The following is a 17,113-nucleotide window of genomic DNA, read 5'->3' on the forward strand; positions in this document are numbered from 1 at the left end:
GTGGGTCACACCTCGGACAGGACGGTGATGGCTTTGCGGCACGCGTTCGGTTTCGTGCTCGGGTTGGTTCTCGCCCCCGCACTCGCCTACGGCATGGCATGGGCGTACGTCAGGGCCGGCGTGGCGGTGGATCCCCTGGAACACACCATCACCGACCGCACCCAGCTCTACGGTGCGTTCGCGCTGATGGCGGCGGTGGGCCTGGTCGGCGGGGTGACGGTGGTCGCCCGGTGGGCCTCGCCACTGGTCTCGCTGATGCCGGCGCTGGCCTTCCTCGGCTGGACGGTGTGGTTCCTCGCCGCCCCCGCCTCGGCGGCCGGGCTGCCCGCCAGGTTCCCTCCGGCGGGCGAGCTCGACGCGGGCCTCGAGAACCTCCTGGCCTCGGGCCTGTTCGCCCTGGCGGGCTTCATGCTCCTGGTCCCCGCCTGGACGCCGCACCGCTGGCGGGCGCGGCAGCCCGAGCCGGAGGAGACCTACGAGTACGCCTGATCGCTACAGCGAGCGGAGCCAGCAGGAGGCGTCCGGCGGGAGGAGACCGCCGGGGAGCGCGCGGCTGGCCAGCAGGACCTCCGTGCCGAAGGCGTCGAGGGCGATCGGCTCGGCGGTGGTGTTGACGACCACGGTGAGGCCGGGGGAGCGGTCGAAGGCCAGGACGCCGTCGGGGGAGGGGCGCCAGGTGAGCTCGCCGCCGCCGAGGGCCGGGTGCTCGCGGCGCAGCCGCAGGGCGTCGCGGTAGAGGCTGAGGGTCGAGGCGGGGTCGCCGTCCTGGGCCTCCACGGTGAGCCCGGCCCACGCCGCGGGCTGGGGGAGGTGCGGGGCGCGGGCGCCCTCGGGGCCGAAGCGGAAGAACTCGGCGGCGGTGCCGCCCCAGGGCAGGGCGACGCGGCAGCCGTCGCGGCTCTCGCCGGTCCGCGGGAACGAAGGGTCCTCGCGCAGCTCGTCGGGCAGGTCGAGGACCTCCTCGAGGCCGAGTTCCTCGCCGTTGTAGAGGTAGGCGGAGCCGGGCAGCGCGAGCATGAGCAGCAGCGCGGCCCTGGCCCGGTCGAGCCCGGCCGCGCCGCCGCCGTACCGGGTGACGTGCCGGACCTTGTCGTGGTTGGACAGCACCCAGGTGGTGGGCGCCCCGACCAGGTGGGCCTCGGCCAGCGAGTCGTCGATGACCTTGCGGTAGTCCTTGGCGGCGAACTCCGACTCCATGAACGCGAAGTTGAACGCCTGGTGGAGCTCGTCGGGGCCGATGTAGCGGGCGAGCCGCTCGGCGTTCTCCACCCACGCCTCCGCGACGGCCATCCGCCCGCCGGGGTAGGAGTCGAGGATCGGCCGCCACTCGCGGTAGATGTCGTGGACGCCGTCCTGGTCGAAGTAGGGCACCCGGTTGTGGCCGAACAGCTCGACGCGCCGGTGGGAGTCCGAGCCCATGGACGGCAGGCCCGGAGCCTTCACCATGCCCTGGGCGACGTCGACCCGGAAGCCGTCGACGCCCCGGTCGAGCCAGAACCGCAGGACGTCGCGGAACTCCGCGCGCACCTCGGGGTGGTCCCAGTCGAAGTCCGGCTGCTCGGGGGCGAACAGGTGCAGGTACCACTGGCCGTCGGGGACCCGGGTCCAGGCGGGCCCACCGAAGATCGACTGCCAGTCGTTGGGGGGAAGGTGGCCCTCACCGTCGCGGAAGTGGAACCTCGCCCGCTCGGGTGAGCCGGGGGCGGCGGCCAGCGCCTCCTGGAACCAGGGGTGCAGGTCCGAGCAGTGGTTGGGGACCAGGTCGACGATCACCCGCAGGCCCAGGCCGTGCGCGTCGTTGATCATCGCGTCGAAGTCGGCCAAAGTGCCGAAGGCCGGGTCCACGTCGCGGTAGTCGGCGACGTCGTAGCCCCCGTCGACCCAGGGGGAGACGTAGAACGGGCTGAGCCACAGGGCGTCGATGCCGAGATCTTTCAAGTATGGCAAGCGATTGCGGAGCCCGGGCAGGTCGCCGGAGCCGTCCCCGTCACCGTCGGCGAAGCTGCGCGGATACACCTGGTAGACGACGGCATCCCGCCACCAGTCGGAAACGGTCATGGGGGTGCCCTCCTGTGGGCTTGCTAGAATCTTGCAGCGTGGATGTAGGGGACTATCTGTAACAGGATCGGCAACTTGCTGCAAGAACTTCCAATCTCTGAAAAGCCTTGCTAATCTCCCGGCCATCACCCCAATCCCCTAGAACCGGGAGATCCCCATGCGCATCCGTTCCGCGGGTGTGGCCGCCCTCGCCCTGGGCCTGGCCTTCAGCGCCGCAGCTTGTGGCGGCTCCAAGAGCGAGGACACGCCGGCCCCCGCCGCCACCACCTCGGCCGCGCTCGACAAGGGCAACGGCAAGCTCGTCATCTGGGCCGACGACAAGCGCGCGCCCGTCCTGAAGTCCTTCGCCGACCAGTTCGGCACGGAGAACGGCGTCCAGGTCGAGGTCAAGGCCTTCGCGGAGAACCTCCAGACGACCTTCCTGACCGCGTCCCAGAAGGGCAGCGGCCCCGACATCGTCGTCACCGCGCATGACTGGATCGGCAACTTCGTGCAGAACGGGGCGATCGACCCGCTGCAGCTCACGGACGCGCAGAAGGCGGCGTTCCAGCCGCTGGCGATGAAGGCGGTGACCTTCGGCAACCAGACGTTCGGCGCACCCTACGCGATCGAGAACCTGGCGCTGATCCGCAACACCGACCTCGTCCCCGACGCCCCGCAGACCGTCGAGGACCTGGTCGCCAAGGGCCAGGAGCTGAAGAAGGCGGGCAAGGTCAAGAACATCCTCTGCCTGCAGTCCGGCGACCTCGGCGACGCCTACCACCTGTACCCGCTGTTCTCCTCGGCCGGGGGTTCGCTGTTCGGCACGACCCCCACGGGCGACCCCGACCCCAAGAACGTGACGCTCGGCGGCGAGGAGTCCGTCAAGGCCTTCGAGAAGATCGCGACCCTTGGTTCCAAGGGCTCCGGCGCGCTGACCACCTCGATCGGCTCCGACAACTCCATCCCGACCTTCACCTCGAAGAAGTGCGCGTTCCTCGTCTCCGGCCCGTGGGCGCTCGGTGACGTGAAGAAGGCGGGCGTCAAGTACGACATCTCGGCGATCCCCGGCTTCCAGGGCGCCAAGCCCGCCTCGCCGTTCGTGGGCGTCCAGTCGTTCTTCGTCGCCGCCAAGGGCCAGAGCAAGGCCCTCGCGCAGGAGTTCGTCGGCAACTACGTCACCAACAAGGACGTCCAGCTGGCGCTGTTCAAGGCCGACCCGCGTCCCGAGGCGCTGACCGCGGCGCTCGAGGAGTCGAAGGCCGCCGACCCCGACCTCGGCAAGTTCCTCGAGGCGGGCGCCAACGGCATCCCGATGCCGGCCATCCCCGAGATGTCCGCCATCTGGGAGCCGTTCGGCAAGGCCGAGGCGTCCGTGATCAAGGGTGCCGACCCGAAGACGGCCGTCGAGGCCGCCGCGAAGGCCGTCACGAAGGCGATCAGCAAGTAGCACCATGACTGCGATCGAGCAGACGGTGGGCGTGGGGAGCGCGGGCTCCCCACGTCCGGGGCCGTCCCACCCCGACTCCCCGCGCAAGAGCAGGCGAGAGATCTCCACCGGCTTCGTGGTGAGCCGTCTGCTCGTCCTCGGCTTCGTCCTGGCGATGGCCGCCTACGCGGCCCCGCCGCTGGTCTCCGGGCACCACTGGCCGGGCCTGGCGGTGCTGGTCCTGGTCACCGGCGGCATCGCCTGCCTGTACCTGACCCGGCGGCACGTCCCGCTGAAGTACCTCGTGCCCGGCACGCTCCTGATGGTCATGCTCCAGCTCCTGCCGGTGCTCTACACGGTGCAGGTGGCCTTCACGAACTTCGGCGACGGCCACCGCGGCTCCAAGCAGGACGCGATCACCGCGATCGAGTCGACCTCCCTCACCCAGGTGAAGGGCTCGGCGGAGTACGCGCTGTCGTTCGCGCTGAAGGACGGCAGGCTCGTCTTCCTGCTGACAGACCCGGCGACCGGGACCTCCCAGGTCGGCACCGAGCAGGGCCTCGCACCGCTGGACGGCGTCCGGCTCGGCATCACCGGCAAGGTCCTGTCCGCCCCCGGCTACCAGGTGCTGACCACCGCGCAGGCGGCGGGCCACGACAGGGAGATCACCGCGTTCTCGGTGCCCACCCGCGACGGCGCGATCAAGGCGAACGGCCTGTCCCGCGCCTACGAGGGCCGCCGCACCAGGCACTACGACCGGGCGGCCGACGCGATCGTCGACACCGCGACCGGCGCGACCTGGACGGCCGACGAGGACCAGGGCCTGTTCGTCGACGCCAAGGGCGAGAAGCTGTCGCAGGGCTGGAAGGTCGGGGTCGGCTTCGGCAACTTCTCCCGGCTGTTCGGCGACTCCACGATCCTCGGCCACTTCCTCGGGACCTTCACCTGGGACCTGTTCTTCGCCCTGTCGACCGTGTTCGGGACGTTCGTGATCGGCACGGCCGTCGCGCTGCTGCTGCACGGCTGGAAGACCCGGGCGCTCCGCTTCTACCGGGTCCTGGTCGTGCTGCCGTACTCGATGCCGGCCTTCGCGATGCTGCTGGTCTGGCGGAGCATGTTCAACACCGAGTTCGGCCTCGTCAACAAGGTCCTCGGCACCGGCGTCGACTGGTTCGGCGAGCCGCTCGCCGCGCGGTTCGCGGTGATCCTCATCAACGTCTGGCTGGGCTTCCCCTACATCTTCCTGGTGGTGACGGGGGCGCTCCAGGCGATCCCCGGCGAGCTCAGCGAGGCCGCCCGGATGGACGGCGCGACACCGTGGCAGAGCTTCCGCAAGGTCGTCCTGCCCCTGCTGCTCGTCGCGACGACCCCGCTGCTCATCTCGTCGTTCGCGTTCAACTTCAACAACTTCAACGTCATCCAGCTCACCACGGCGGGCGCCCCGTTCCCCGCGGACGACCCGTCCGTCGGCGCGACGGACCTGCTCATCACCTACACCTTCCGGATCGCGTTCGGCGCCAACAGCGCGGACTTCGGGTTCGCCGCCGCGATCTCGGTGCTGATCTTCCTGATGGTGGCGGCGATGTCGACCTACTCCTTCCGCAGGACCCGGGCCCAGGAGGACGTGTTCTCATGAGAGACCGAAGCGCATCGGCGAGGTTCAGGAGGAGCGGCTGGCGGCACGTCGCGATGGCGGGGGTCCTGGCGTTCGCGCTGTTCCCCGTGCTGTTCGTGGTCTCCGCGGCGTTCAACCCGCTCGGCACGCTGTCGTCGAGCGAGCTGATCCCGACGGGGGCGAGCCTCGGCAACTTCAGCAGGCTGTTCGGCAACCCCGACTACCCGTTCGAGCGGTGGTTCCTGAACTCGGTCGGGCTGTCGCTGGCCGCCGCGTTCGTCAGCCTGTTCCTGTCGCTGCTGGCGGCCTTCGCCTTCAGCAGGCTGCGGTTCCGGGGCCGCCGCATCGGGCTGCTGTCGCTGCTGCTGATCCAGATGTTCCCGCAGTTCCTGGCCATCGTGACGATCATCATCTTCTTCACGACGGTCACCGACCTGTGGCCGCTGTTCGGCTTCAACTCCCTCGGCGGGCTGTTCCTGCTGTACATGGGCGGGGCGCTCGGCGTGAACACCTACCTGATGAAGGGGTTCCTCGACACCGTCCCGCGGGAGCTGGACGAGGCCGCCAGGATCGACGGCGCCTCGCACGTCCAGATCTTCTTCCGGGTCATCCTGCCGCTGGTCACCCCGATCCTCGCGGTGACGGGCCTGCTGGCCTTCATCGGGGTCATGAGCGAGTTCCTCATGGCCAGCGTCTTCCTGCAGGAACCGAACGTGAAGACCCTGGCCGTCGGCATGTACGGGATGCTCGGCCCGGACGGCCGCAACACCAACTTCGGGGTCTTCTCCGCGGGCACCCTCATCACCGCGATCCCGACCGTCGGCGTCTTCCTCTGGCTCCAGAGATTCATCGTCAGCGGGCTGTCGTCGGGGGCGGTGAAGGGCTGACCGCCCCGCCCCGGCGGCCGGGGGACTTCACCACGCTCCTGGCCGTCGCCTTCCTCGGCGGCTGCGGGAACTGGCTCAGCACGTTCGCGCTCGGCTACCTCGTCTTCACGGGGTCGGGGCTGACGGTCCTCGGGCTGCTGGACTCCCTGCCGGTGATCGCCGCCGTCCTGGCGGGGCCGCGGCTGGGCGCGTGGGTCGATCACCGCCCGGCCCGCCGGACCATTCGCGACCTGCAGATCGCGCTCGCGGTCGTGACGGCGGCCCTGGTCTGGTACCAGCCGGTCTCCTACCTGCTGCTGCTCACGCTGAAGGCGCTGCTGGCCGGGGCGCAGTGGTCGGCGTTCAACCGGCTGATGCCCGCGGTGGTCCCGGACGGCCGGATCGGCCGCGGCATGGGCCTGCTCGGCACCGTCAACCAGACGGCGGCGGGCCTGGGCATGGCGCTCGGCCCCTACCTCGCCGCCCGGCTGGGCCCGAAGGTCTTCCTGCTGGACGCCGCGGCGTTCCTGGTCGCCTCGCTGCTCTACCGGCGGATCCGCACCGACGTCGCGCCCGCCGCCTCGGCCGACCGCAGGGTCCGCGCGGCCTTCCCCCGGCTGTTCGGCGATCCGTTCCACCGGGCCGTCCTCGGCCTGTTCCTGCTGGGCCAGCTCGTCTGGGGGATGCGGGACATCGGCATCCTGCCGCTGGTCCGCGACGTCCTGCGGCTGGACACCGCGCACTGGACGGGCCTGTTCGCCGCCGTCGGGCTGTGCGGCGAGGTCGTCGCGACGGCGGTGTTCGCCTGGCGCGATCCCCGGCCGGGCCGCGCCGCCCGTCCCTGGCTGGCGGCGCTCACCGTCCTGCTGGCCGTCTCCGTGGCGTTGCCCGTCATGGCCACCGGTCCGGCCGTTCCCGCCAAGTTCCTGGACGGCGTGGCCTCCTGCCTGCTGGGCGGCGGTGCGATGCTGGTCCTGGTGATGTCGGCCCCGCCCGACCTGCGGGGCAGGACCGCCGCCCTGGTCGGCGGGCTCGGGATGGCCGTCCTGGCCGGTTCGAAACTGGTGCTGGGCCTGCTCATGGCCCGCTACGGGGTGGTCCCCGTGTACGAGACGGTCGCGGTGCTCGTCGTCGTGGCGGCCCTGGCCCTGGCGGTGCCGGCCGGGCGATCATGGCGGCGGGCTACAGTCGTGATCCATGAGTGGTCACGACCCCAAGGGGGATCTGCACCGGTATCTGCGGATCGGGCGCGAGGTGCTGGTGTGGAAGCTGGACGGCCTGGCGGAATACGACGTCCGGCGGCCGATGACTCCCACGGGCACCAATCTGCTGGGCCTGGTCAAGCATGTGGCGAGCGTCGAGGCGGCTTATCTCGGTGAGGTGTTCGGGCGGCCCTTCCCCGAGCCGCTGCCCTGGTTCGAGGACGGAGCCGAGCCCAACGCCGACATGTGGGCGACCCCGGAGGAGTCCCGGGCCGACGTCATCGGCTTCTACCACCGGGTCTGGGCGCACGGCGACGCCACGATCGAGGCGCTCCCGCTCGACGCGCCCGGCCGGGTGCCCTGGTGGCCGGGGGAGCGCGGGAACGTGGATCTCCACCGGATCCTCGTGCACATGATCGTCGACCTTCAGCGGCACGCCGGCCACGCCGACATCATCCGCGAGCTCATCGACGGGGCCGCGGGACTGCGCACCGGAGTCTCCAACCTCCCCGAGGCCGACGAGGAGTGGTGGAGCGCCTACCGCGACCGCCTCGAACGGGCGGCCGTGTCGGCCTCGGCGGGATCATGAGCGACGGCTTCAGGGAGACCGCGGCCCGGCGGCTCGCGGCGTTCGGATCGGTGGCGATCGAGGACCGTCCGGGGACGCGGAGGGCGGCCGTCGTGTTGTGCGTGACCGAACAGGACGGCGAGCCGGGCGTCCTGGTGATCAAGCGGGCCTACCGGGGACGCAACGCCGGGCAGTGGGGGCTGCCGGGCGGGCGCGCCGACGAGGGCGAGACCCCGGAGATCACGGCGCTGCGCGAGCTGGAGGAGGAGCTCGGGGTCGCGCTGGAGCCCTCGGACGTCCTCGGGCGCCTCGACGACTTCCCCGCGAGCTCGGGATTCGTGATCACCCCGGTGGTGGCCGTCGCCTCCGCCCCGGTGCGTCCCGTCCCGAGCCCCGACGAGGTCCACTCCGTCCACCACGTGCCGCTGGCCGCGCTGGCGGCCGACGGCGTCGTCAACTGGCTGGCCCAGCCGTCGGGGCCGCCGCTGCTCCAGATGCTCCTCGGCCCGCGCATGACCGTCCACGCCCCGACGGGCGCGATGCTCTGGCAGTTCCGCGAGGTCGTCCTGCTCGGCAACGACGTCCGGGTCGCCGACCTCCTCCAGCCCGACTGGACCCGCCACTGACACCGGGGCTCCGCGAGGGGCCATGACGCCCGGAATGACACAGAGCGCCCATGCTCATCCGCGTATGCTCACCCTCGTGATCGCGCGTGAGTACGGGTACGAGATCCTTCCCGGGGTGGCGGCCGACACCCCCGGCATCACCGACGCGGCGCGCCGTGGCCGGCGGGCCGGGCTGGTCGTCGGGCTGCCCGCGGTGTCCGTGCTGGGCCTGGTCGCCGCCGGTCTGACCGCGCAGGGCGGGATGCTCACCGGGCTCGGCCTCATGTGCGCGGCCGCGGCGCTCGTCACGGCGGGGCTGGTCGCGCTGTGGACGCGCGCCAGGAACCGGGAGCTGCGGATCCTGCGGACCTATCCCTGGCAGGCGTGGCCGTGCGGGAGCCGTTCGGTGCGGGTCGTGGCGGCCTCGGGGGAGCGCTCGGGCGGACGCCGCTGGAGCAGCGAGGGCCGGGTGGTCCTCCTCCAGCCGGACGGCCAGAGCCACTGCTCGTTCCCCGCGCCGGGCCGCGGGGTCCAGGAGAGCGTGTGGTTCGCGGGCGACACCCGCTTCGGCGGCGTCCTGGCCGTTCCCGGTGGGTTCCCCTCGCGCTACGTGACCCGGGCGAAGCCGGGCCGCCGCAAGGGCTCCCACGAGGAGGACGCCCTCGCCGCCCGGGCGCGTCTCGGCTGAACGGGGCTCACCGCGCGACCCCCGGCTCGATCCTGGTGTTGGTGTAGAGGCGGGTGACCACGTCCTCGATGTCGGGTTCGCGCAGGGCGAGGTCGAGGACCTCGTGGGTGCGCGTGACCTCGGCGATCACCGTCGCGGGGTTGACGTTCGGCGGCAGCGCGAACCACAGCCGGGGCCCCTCGCGGCGGATCAGCCGCACGCCGGGCGGCTCGGGGGCGGGCCCGGGACGCGCGAGATCGACGATGAGCGTGCGGTCGGCCTCGGCGGTGGCGCGCAGGGCGTCGAGGCCGCCGTCGAAGGCGAGCACGCCATGGTCGATGACCATGACGCGGCGGCAGAGCCGTTCGATGTCGCCGAGGTCGTGCGTGGTGAGCAGGATCGTCGTGCCCTCCTCGCGGTTCACCCGGGCCAGGAAGTCGCGGACGGTCGCCTTGCTGACGACGTCGAGGCCGATCGTCGGCTCGTCGAGGACGAGCAGCTCGGGCCGGTGCAGGAGCGCCGCGGTCAGGTCGCCGCGCATCCGCTGGCCGAGGCTGAGCTGCCGGACGGGCGTGTCGAGGAACGGCGCCAGCTCGAGCAGCTCGGTCAGCTCGTCGAGCCGCTCCCGGAACAGCCCCTGCTCTACTTTGTAAAGGTGCCGGATCAGGGTGAAGCTGTCCCGTAGCGGCAGGTCCCACCAGAGCGTGGTGCGCTGGCCGAAGACCACGCCGAGCCGGCGGGCCAGCTCCGTCCGCTTCCGCGACGGATCGAGGCCCGCGACCCTGATCCGCCCCGACGACGCCGTGAGGATGCCGGTCAACATCTTGATCGTCGTCGACTTCCCGGCGCCGTTAGGCCCGAGATAGCCCACGAACTCCCCGGGCTCGACCGTGAAGCTGATCTCCCGCACCGCGTCGAGCTCCGACCGGGCCCGCCGCAGCACGCCGGCCTTCTTGCGCAGCACGAACGTCTTCGTCACCGACTCCAGTGAGATCAACCTGCTCAGCTCCCGGTCGAACGGTAGTGACGCAGCCCCGTGCGCCAGGCGAGCGTGGCCACCGCGACGAGCAGCACGGCGACCACGGGGGACAGGAACCGGCACCACGGCGGCAGCCCCAGCGGATCGGGGTGCCCGAGCACGTACAGCGACGGCTGCCAGTTGACGAACGCGAGCGGCACCACGAACGTGACGCCCCGCACGAAGTCCCTACCGAAGATCGACATCGGGTACTGGGCCATGAAGTTGCCGCCCCAGGTGACGCCCTTGGTGACCTGGTGGCCGTCGATCAGCACGAACTGCACCGCGGAGGTCATCACCCAGATCGCGCAGAAGATGACCGTCCCGCAGCCGACCATCGCGACCGTGACCAGCACGTCGAGCGGGTCGAGCCGGAGATGGGCCATCGCGACGCCGAGGGCCGTCCCCGCCGGGACGAGCCGCGACAGCTTGCGCGGCGAGAACTCCTCGGTCGCGAGCTGGAGCATCGGGCTGACCGGCCGCACGAGCATCGTGTCCAGCGCCCCGGACTTGATGTGCTCGCTCAGCCGGTCGGTCGTCCCGCAGCCGATGTCGGAGAGAGCGAACGCGACCTGGCAGGTGCCCCACAGGTACATGAACTCCATGACGGTGAACCCGCCGAGCTCGTCCACCCGGTGGAACATGATCGCCAGCCCGGCCAGGTCGAGGAGCATGACGAACATCCCGCTGACCATGAACAGGACCAGCGACAGCGGGTACTGCATCGCGGCCCTGGTCCAGGTCCAGGCGAGCAGCAGGTAGGTCCTAACCACCCTGGATCACCAGCTTGCGGTGGGCGGCCCTGGTGAGCAGCCGTCCGGCCAGCAGCAGGACGGCCGCCCAGCCGGCCTGGAAGGCGAACGAGCCGAGAAGATCGGGGGAGCGGCCGAGGTAGACGTCGGCGGGGACCTGGATCAGCCCCGACCACGGCAGCGCCCGGACGGCCGTCTGGAACGGCCCGGGGAACGCCACCAGCGGAAGGATCATTCCGGAGAGGAAGAGCGAGCAGACGATCGCGACGGAGTCCAGGGCGCGGGAGTCGGTCAGCCAGAACACCAGGATCGAGATCACGTAGCGGATCGAGAAGCCGAGCACGACCGCCAGCAGCAGCGACAGCAGGAAGGCGGGCCAGCGTTCGGCCGGCGGGAAGAGGATCCCGAACGCCAGCCAGCCGGCGAACATCGGGATCGTTCCCCGGCCGATCACGGTGTACAGCGCCCGCCCGAGGTCGTCGGCGAGCCACCAGAGCTGGAGGTCGGCGGGGCGGTGCAGATCGATCGAGACGTCGCCGGTGCGGATGCGCTGGGTCAGCTCCATCCCGCCGAAGATCTGGACGGGCCCGATCATCGCCTGGGTGAGGAAGGAGAAGGTGATCGCGTCGGTGGCGGTGTAGCCGCCGAGCCCGGGGGTGGCCTGCCACAGCGCGAGCAGCACGTAGCCGCGCACGAACCCGAAGACGGTGTTGCTGACGGCCTCGCCGAGGGCGGCGAGCCGGTAGGCGGAGTAGCGCCGGAACGAGAACCAGAGCACCCACGCGTACGCCACGCATCCCCCTCCGCGAGGGAACAAGTTTACGCGAACCACCGCTTCCCGGTGGATCTCCGGCGGAACACCCGCATCCGTCGGGGAGGGTCCCCGGGAAAACGAAGTGTCCCTGCCGGGTGCACGGGTCCGGCAGGGACACTTCTCAGGGGATCGGCACAGGGGTGGGGGGAGTTACCCGTGCGATCGTGTGGTTCCGGGAGAGCCGATCGCGGATGCTCCTAGTGGAACTGCTCGCTCTCGGTGCTGTCCTTGTAGGCGGTCGTGGAGGAGTTGGGGTTGATCGCGGTGGAGACGGCGTCGAAGTAGCCGGTGCCGACCTCGCGCTGGTGCTTGGTCGCCGTGTAGCCGCGGGTCTCGCTCGCGAACTCGCGCTCCTGCAGGTCGACGTAGGCGGTCATGCCCTCGCGGGCGTAGCCGTGCGCCAGGTCGAACATGGAGTAGTTGAGGGCGTGGAAGCCGGCCAGGGTGATGAACTGGAACTTGAAGCCCATGTGGCCGAGCTCGCGCTGGAACTTCGCGATGGTCGCGTCGTCCAGGTGCTTCTTCCAGTTGAAGGAGGGCGAGCAGTTGTAGGCCAGCATCTGGTCCGGGTACTCGGCCTTGACGGCCTCGGCGAACTTGCGGGCCAGCTCCAGGTCCGGGGTGCCGGTCTCCATCCAGATGAGGTCGGAGTAGGGCGCGTAGGCCAGGGCGCGGGCGATGCAGGGCTCGACGCCGTTGCGGACCCGGTAGAAGCCCTCGGCGGTGCGCTCACCGGTGATGAAGGGGCGGTCGCGCTCGTCCACGTCGGTGGTGATGAGGGTCGCGGCCTCGGCGTCGGTCCGCGCGATCACCAGGGTGGGGACGTTGGAGACGTCGGCCGCGAGACGGGCGGCGTTCAGGGTCTTGATGTGCTGGCCGGTCGGGATGAGGACCTTGCCGCCGAGGTGGCCGCACTTCTTCTCGGAGGCGAGCTGGTCCTCCCAGTGGACGCCCGCGGCGCCGGCCTCGATCATGCCCTTCATCAGCTCGTAGGCGTTCAGGACGCCACCGAAGCCGGCCTCGGCGTCCGCGACGATCGGCGCGAGCCAGTGCGGGGCGTTCTCGTCACCCTCGGACCAGGTGATCTGGTCGGCGCGGATGAGCGCGTTGTTGATGCGCTTCACGACGGCCGGGACCGAGTTGGCGGGGTAGATCGACTGGTCGGGGTAGGTCTGGCCGGAGAGGTTGGCGTCACCGGCGACCTGCCACCCCGAGAGGTAGATGGCCTTGAGGCCCGCCTTGATCTGCTGCACGGCCTGGTTGCCGGTCAGCGCGCCGAGCGCGTGGACGTAGTCCTCTTCGTGGACCAGCTTCCACAGCCGCTCCGCGCCAAGGCGGGCCAGAGTGTGCTCGACCTGAACCGATCCGCGCAGGCGGATGACATCCTCGGCCGTGTAGGTCCGCTCGATGCCGTTCCAACGCTCGTCGGTGTTCCACTGGTTCTGCAGCTCTTCAGCCGCGCCCTTGAGGCGACCATCAGTCATCTTCGTACTCCCTTTTGGTGTCGTCCCCTGGGTGCTTGCTCCGAGTCTGCACTCTCTTGACGTCAAGCTTCTACCGGGAAGTAATAGAAACTTCTGCGATTTTTGCGCTAGCATCAACCCATGGCCGTCTTGCGAAGCGAAGAATCGCTGAACTTGTCGAGTGGTGTAGACCTTTCCGTGTTCGGGCAGCGTCTGCGGCATCTGCGCCGCGGACGGGGCCTTACCCTCTCTGAGCTGGGCGAACGTGTCGGACGGGCCCCCTCGCAGCTCTCCCTCCTGGAGAACGGCAAGCGCGAACCGAAGCTGTCACTGCTTCAGGCGCTGGCCACGGCGCTCGGCGTCCCGGTCGAGGAACTTCTTCAGAAGGAGGCCCCCTCGCGGCGGGCCCAGCTGGAGATCGCCCTCGAGGACGCCCAGCGCGACCCGATCTACAAGCAGCTCGGGCTGCCCTACCTGAAGGCGTCCAAACGCCTTCCCAACGACGTCCTCGAACACCTGCTCGGGCTGTACGACGAGCTGAAGCGGTCGCGGACCAAGCCGACCGCCTCCCCGGAGGAGGCGCGGATCGCCAACGCCGAGCTCCGGCGGAAGATGCACGACCGCGGCAACTACTTCGGCGAGATCGAGCAGGTCGCCCGCAAGACGCTGGACAACGTCGGCTACAAGTCCGGGGCGCTGTCCCAGGGCATGCTGATGGCCCTGGTCACCCACTTCGGCTACAACCTGCGCTACGTCCAGGACCTGCCGCGGTCCGTCCGTTCGGTGACCGACCAGCGCAACCGGCGGATCTACCTCGAGCGCGAGCAGCTCGGCATGCACACCCCCCGCACGATCCTGCTCCAGACCCTCGGCCACATCGCCCTGGCCCACACGGTGCCGCGGGACTTCGCCGACTTCCTGCGCCAGCGCGTCGAGGCCAACTACTTCGCCGCGGCGATGCTGCTGCCCGAGGCGGCCGTCGCGCCCTACCTGCGCGACGCCAAGGCCAACCGCGAGCTGTCGGTCGAGGACCTCGCCGACGTCTTCTCCGTCTCCTACGAGATGGCCGCCCACCGCTTCACCAACATCGCCAGCCACCACCTCGACCTGCGCTGCCACTTCACCAAGAACGACGAGAGCGGGACGATCTACAAGGCCTACGCCAACGACGGCCTGGTCTTCCCCGCCGACGAGGACGGCGCGATCGAGGGCCAGCGGATGTGCCGCCAGTGGGGCGGCCGGCGGGTGTTCAACAGCCATGACCGGTTCTCCGTCTTCTACCAGTACACCGACACGCCCAAGGGCACGTACTGGTGCCTGTCGCACATCGACCCCTCGCACGAGCGCGACTTCGCGATCACCCTCGGGGTCCGGTTCGAGGACTCTCGCTGGTTCCGCGGCCGCGAGACCCAGAACCGGGTCAAGTCCGCCTGCCCCGACGGCGACTGCTGCCAGCTCCCGCCGGCCGAGCTCGCCGCCCGCTGGGAGGGCCAGGCGTGGCCCTCGGCGAGGGCCCACTCCCATGTCCTGTCGGTGCTGCCGCCCGGTGCCTTCCCCGGCGTCGACGACGCGGACGTGTACACCTTCCTCGACAAACACAGCGAGTCATAGAATTCGGTTCGACCGGAAGAGTTTCGGCCGTCGTGCCCGGGCGGCGGACCGGTCCCTTTGTGAACTGGAGGTTTCGTCGCGTTAAGTTCAGGGGTCGGTCCGCCCACCTCCGCGTGAGGGGGTGAATGATCGGAGATATCCGCGGTGTTCCTTCCCTAGAAGGGAGTTTGCTTGTGCTCGCTGAAGCCTCCAACTGGCTGAATCGGTGTTCGAGCCTCGCCGCGGACTGGCCCCTCCAGGACCTGCTGGAGGCCAAGGGTTCGACCAGGATCAGCGTCGTGCTGCCCGCGAGGGACGAGCAGGACACCGTAGGGCTGATCGTCTCGGCGATCCGCCGGGATCTCGTGGAACGGGCGCCGCTCGTCGACGAGATCGTCGTGATCGACTCCAGGTCGTCCGACGCCACCGCGGAGATCGCCGCCGCCGCGGGTGCCAAGGTCTTCGCCCAGGACGCCATCCTGCCCCGGCTGCCGTCGATGTCGGGCAAGGGCGAGGCGCTGTGGAAGTCCCTGGCCGTCACGACCGGCGATCTCGTGGTCTTCGTGGACGCGGACCTGCTGAACTTCTCCTCGACCTTCGTGACCGGCCTGCTCGGGCCGCTGCTGTCGGACCCGTCGGTCAGCCTGGTGAAGGCCTGCTACGACCGTCCCTACAACGGGGGAGAGGCCTCCTTCGCGGGCGGGGGCAGGGTCACCGAGCTCGTCGCCCGTCCGCTGATCAACATGCACTGGCCGCAGCTCGCGGGGGTCGTCCAGCCCTTGTCGGGGGAGTACGCGGGCCGCCGCTCCCTGCTGGAACGCCTCCCCTTCGTCACCGGCTACGGCGTGGAGCTCGGGCTCCTGCTCGACACGGTCCATCTGGAGGGCCTCGACGCCCTCGCCCAGGTCGACCTCGGGGTGCGGGTCCACAGCCACAACTCCACCGAGGCGCTGGGCGCCATGGCGTCCCAGATCATGCAGACCGCCTGGACCCGCCTCGACCGCCAGGGCCTCATGCTCGCCCTCTCCCAGCCCTCCTCCGACCTCACCCAGTTCCACCGGGGCCCGTCCGGCTACGTCCCGGCGGACCGCGACGCCGCCGTCGGCGAACGGCCCCCCATGATCCAGATTCCCGAGTACGCGTCTCTCCAGCCTCGTTGAATGGAACGGTGACACTCCGGGTAGGGATGATCACAATGCGGGTGGCGCTGCGACGGGAGTTCCCCAGGGGGCCCCAAAGTGAACTGGACTCAAACCTGGCAGTCGGTGACCGATAACGTCGCGCAGACGGGACCGAAGGTCCTGGTGTTCCTGTGCGTCATGGTCATCGGCTGGATCATCGCGCGGGTACTCCGCGGGGTGGTCCAGAAACTGCTCAACAAGGTCGGCTTCGATCGATGGGTGGGCGACACGCCCGTCGGTGAGGGGCTGAAGCGCAGCGGGTGGGGCGCGAGCATGCTCGTGGCCAAGATCACCTACTGGGCGATCCTGCTGGTCACGCTGCAGATGGCGTTCGGCGTGTTCGGCGCGAACCCGGTGAGCGACCTGCTCGCCTCGGTGGTGGCGTGGCTGCCCAAGGCGGCCGTCGCGATCATCCTTGTGGTGGTGGCCTCGGCGATCGCCAAGGTCGTCAAGGACCTGGTCATCGCGGCCACGGGGCAGCTGTCCTACGGCAGGCTGCTGGCCAACATCGCGCAGTTCTTCATCCTGGCCGTCGGTATCATCGCGGCCCTGAACCAGATCGGCGTCGCCACGACCGTGACCACGCCCATCCTTGTGACCGTCCTGGCCACCATCGGGGCGATCCTGGCGATCGGCGTCGGCGGCGGCCTGATCAAGCCCATGCAGGAGCGGTGGGAGCGCATGCTGAGCCGCGCCGAGAAGGACGCGGGCGTCGGCCCGGCCTACGACAGGGGACGGGAGGACGCCCTGCGCGGGTCCGGCGAGCGCGAGACCACGCCCGTCGAGCGGACGACCCTCCAGTGATCAGGAGGCGACGGTCCTGAGCTCACGCTCGATCGCGGTGGCCCGCAGGAGTTCCCAGTCGAACTCCTGTCCGGGCCACCAGCCTTTTTCCATGCAGACCTCGAGGAAGCCGTGCCGGTAGTCCCGCAGGGTCTTCTCGGTCAGGGGCAGGCCGGAACCCTGGATGATGTCGCGCACCGCGGCGGCGTGCTGGTCGGCGGCCGCGGTCAGCCCGGGCGAGAGGCTCAGCTCGTCCAGGCGCTCGAGGAGTTCGTCGTGGAGTGAGCGCATGACCCCGAAGAGTACGTCTCTTTACCTTGTGCTGAATCCGCCCGGTGAGGCGGTGGAAGTGCGCGCCGAACGCCAAAGGGCGCCCGAAATCCCTGGGGCTAGCCGCATCCCGGCCCGCCGTCTAGCGGCTGAACTTCTGTTGTGACGGCACGCACACGCACTCCGGCCTACTCTTCGGTAACTCCCGGGTGCTACCGTGGGTAACACACTATTAGACGAAGTATCCCGGAAG

16 protein-coding genes and 1 pseudogene are annotated in these 17,113 nt (G+C 70.0%); 11 read left to right on the forward strand and 6 right to left on the reverse strand.

Annotation, left to right across the window (positions count from 1 at the left end):
- Positions 1-27 precede the first annotated feature (27 nt).
- A complete protein-coding gene (locus ABD785_RS11300; protein ID WP_344825858.1) occupies positions 28-489 on the forward strand; it encodes a hypothetical protein in 462 nt (153 codons plus the stop codon).
- A gap of 3 nt (positions 490-492) precedes the next feature.
- On the opposite strand, the gene ABD785_RS11305 is transcribed toward ABD785_RS11300, so the two are convergent.
- Positions 493-2,058, reverse strand: a complete 1,566-nt coding sequence (locus ABD785_RS11305; RefSeq protein WP_344825861.1) for a glycoside hydrolase family 13 protein — start codon at positions 2,056-2,058, stop codon at positions 493-495.
- A 157-nt stretch (positions 2,059-2,215) separates the two neighbouring features.
- On the opposite strand from ABD785_RS11305, the gene ABD785_RS11310 reads away from it, so the two are divergent.
- The 7 genes and pseudogenes from ABD785_RS11310 (at position 2,216) to ABD785_RS11340 (ending at position 9,010) form a co-directional block, all read left to right on the forward strand.
- Positions 2,216-3,487, forward strand: a complete 1,272-nt coding sequence (locus ABD785_RS11310; RefSeq protein ID WP_344825864.1) for a sugar ABC transporter substrate-binding protein — start codon at positions 2,216-2,218, stop codon at positions 3,485-3,487.
- Between the two features lie 4 nt (positions 3,488-3,491).
- Complete coding sequence (locus ABD785_RS11315) at positions 3,492-5,102, forward strand: ABC transporter permease subunit (protein WP_344825866.1); 1,611 nt, start codon at positions 3,492-3,494, stop codon at positions 5,100-5,102.
- Complete coding sequence (locus ABD785_RS11320) at positions 5,099-5,968, forward strand: sugar ABC transporter permease (protein ID WP_344825869.1); 870 nt, start codon at positions 5,099-5,101, stop codon at positions 5,966-5,968. Before ABD785_RS11315 ends, ABD785_RS11320 begins: the two co-directional genes overlap by 4 nt.
- 38 nt (positions 5,969-6,006) lie before the next feature.
- A pseudogene (locus tag ABD785_RS11325) lies at positions 6,007-6,972 on the forward strand (MFS transporter); the annotation flags it as partial.
- Between the two features lie 172 nt (positions 6,973-7,144).
- The gene (locus ABD785_RS11330; RefSeq protein ID WP_344825871.1) at positions 7,145-7,738 is read left to right on the forward strand and encodes a DinB family protein; all 594 of its coding nucleotides are present in this window, start codon (positions 7,145-7,147) and stop codon (positions 7,736-7,738) included.
- Positions 7,735-8,343, forward strand: a complete 609-nt coding sequence (locus ABD785_RS11335; RefSeq protein ID WP_344825874.1) for an NUDIX hydrolase — start codon at positions 7,735-7,737, stop codon at positions 8,341-8,343. Before ABD785_RS11330 ends, ABD785_RS11335 begins: the two co-directional genes overlap by 4 nt.
- Positions 8,344-8,419: 76 nt before the next feature.
- Positions 8,420-9,010, forward strand: coding sequence for a hypothetical protein (locus ABD785_RS11340; RefSeq protein WP_344825877.1), 591 nt, complete (start codon positions 8,420-8,422; stop codon positions 9,008-9,010).
- 7 nt (positions 9,011-9,017) lie between these two features.
- On the opposite strand, the gene ABD785_RS11345 is transcribed toward ABD785_RS11340, so the two are convergent.
- From ABD785_RS11345 to aceA, 4 genes are all read right to left on the reverse strand, one after another.
- Positions 9,018-9,977: an ABC transporter ATP-binding protein gene (locus ABD785_RS11345; RefSeq protein WP_425547761.1), complete on the reverse strand. Its 960-nt coding sequence runs from the start codon at positions 9,975-9,977 to the stop codon at positions 9,018-9,020.
- Positions 9,978-9,991: 14 nt separating this feature from the next.
- Positions 9,992-10,780, reverse strand: a complete 789-nt coding sequence (locus ABD785_RS11350; protein WP_344825883.1) for an ABC transporter permease — start codon at positions 10,778-10,780, stop codon at positions 9,992-9,994.
- Positions 10,773-11,552, reverse strand: coding sequence for an ABC transporter permease (locus tag ABD785_RS11355; protein WP_344825886.1), 780 nt, complete (start codon positions 11,550-11,552; stop codon positions 10,773-10,775). The genes ABD785_RS11350 and ABD785_RS11355 overlap by 8 nt, the downstream gene beginning before the upstream one ends.
- A 218-nt stretch (positions 11,553-11,770) precedes the next feature.
- Positions 11,771-13,057 carry an isocitrate lyase gene (aceA, locus tag ABD785_RS11360; protein WP_344825891.1) on the reverse strand — a complete coding sequence of 429 codons (1,287 nt, stop codon included), beginning with the start codon at positions 13,055-13,057 and terminating at the stop codon, positions 11,771-11,773.
- A gap of 120 nt (positions 13,058-13,177) precedes the next feature.
- Here aceA and ABD785_RS11365 point away from each other — a divergent pair, with 120 nt between their 5' ends.
- From ABD785_RS11365 to ABD785_RS11375, 3 genes are all read left to right on the forward strand, one after another.
- Positions 13,178-14,647, forward strand: a complete 1,470-nt coding sequence (locus ABD785_RS11365; protein WP_425547758.1) for a helix-turn-helix domain-containing protein — start codon at positions 13,178-13,180, stop codon at positions 14,645-14,647.
- 173 nt (positions 14,648-14,820) lie between these two features.
- Positions 14,821-15,786: a glucosyl-3-phosphoglycerate synthase gene (locus tag ABD785_RS11370; RefSeq protein ID WP_344825897.1), complete on the forward strand. Its 966-nt coding sequence runs from the start codon at positions 14,821-14,823 to the stop codon at positions 15,784-15,786.
- A 105-nt stretch (positions 15,787-15,891) separates the two neighbouring features.
- Positions 15,892-16,611 carry a mechanosensitive ion channel family protein gene (locus ABD785_RS11375; RefSeq protein ID WP_344825900.1) on the forward strand — a complete coding sequence of 240 codons (720 nt, stop codon included), beginning with the start codon at positions 15,892-15,894 and terminating at the stop codon, positions 16,609-16,611.
- Here the strand turns inward: ABD785_RS11375 and ABD785_RS11380 are convergent, their stop codons facing one another.
- A complete protein-coding gene (locus ABD785_RS11380; protein ID WP_344825903.1) occupies positions 16,612-16,881 on the reverse strand; it encodes a DUF6401 family natural product biosynthesis protein in 270 nt (89 codons plus the stop codon).
- Positions 16,882-17,113: the final 232 nt, after the last annotated feature.

The organism is Actinocorallia longicatena (assembly GCF_039534125.1).
Classification (GTDB): Bacteria; Actinomycetota; Actinomycetes; order Streptosporangiales; family Streptosporangiaceae; genus Actinocorallia; species Actinocorallia longicatena.